Annotated in this window: 1 protein-coding gene; it reads right to left on the reverse strand. The window is 60.4% G+C overall.

The window, feature by feature from the left end; all coding sequences use genetic code 11:
- Positions 1-25: 25 nt before the first annotated feature.
- Positions 26-538: Tn3 family transposase (locus JK635_RS29425; protein ID WP_202656465.1), on the reverse strand; the 513-nt coding region annotated here is incomplete at its 5' end.

Here is a 538-nt window from a genome sequence, read left to right on the forward strand (position 1 = left end):
CTCACGAAACGGAAAAAATCGTACGCTAAGGCTCGTCGCGCGTCCGTAGCGGCCGAAACTGGTCTTGCCCCACCTGCTTGCCTTGTTTCCAGATATAGTCGCCGGTCAGATTAATATGCTCCCAACCCAGCGGTGACAGGTGTGGCAGCAAATTTTCATCCACGTTTTTCCCCGAGTCCCGCAGCGCCTGTACCGCCCGCTCCAAGTAGACGGTGTTCCATAGCACGATGGCGGCCACTACCAGGTTGAGGCCGCTGGCCCGGTAGCGCTGGTTCTCGAAGCTCCGGTCGCGCATTTCGCCCAGCCGGTTCAGGAATACGGCGCGGGCTAGCGCATTCTTGGCCTCGCCCTTGTTCAAGCCTATTTGCACACGCCGGCGCAGTTCGACATTCTGCATCCAGTCGAGCGCGAACAGCGTGCGCTCAATGCGTCCGAGTTCGCGCAGTGCGACCGCCAAACCGTTCTGGCGCGGGTAGCTGCCCAGCTTGCGCAACATCAGCGAGGCTGTGACAGTGCCCTGCTTAATCGATGCCGCAAG

The sequence above is a fragment of the Neobacillus paridis genome (assembly GCF_016765675.1).
In the GTDB taxonomy this organism is placed as follows: Bacteria; Bacillota; Bacilli; order Bacillales; family Cytobacillaceae; genus Neobacillus; species Neobacillus paridis.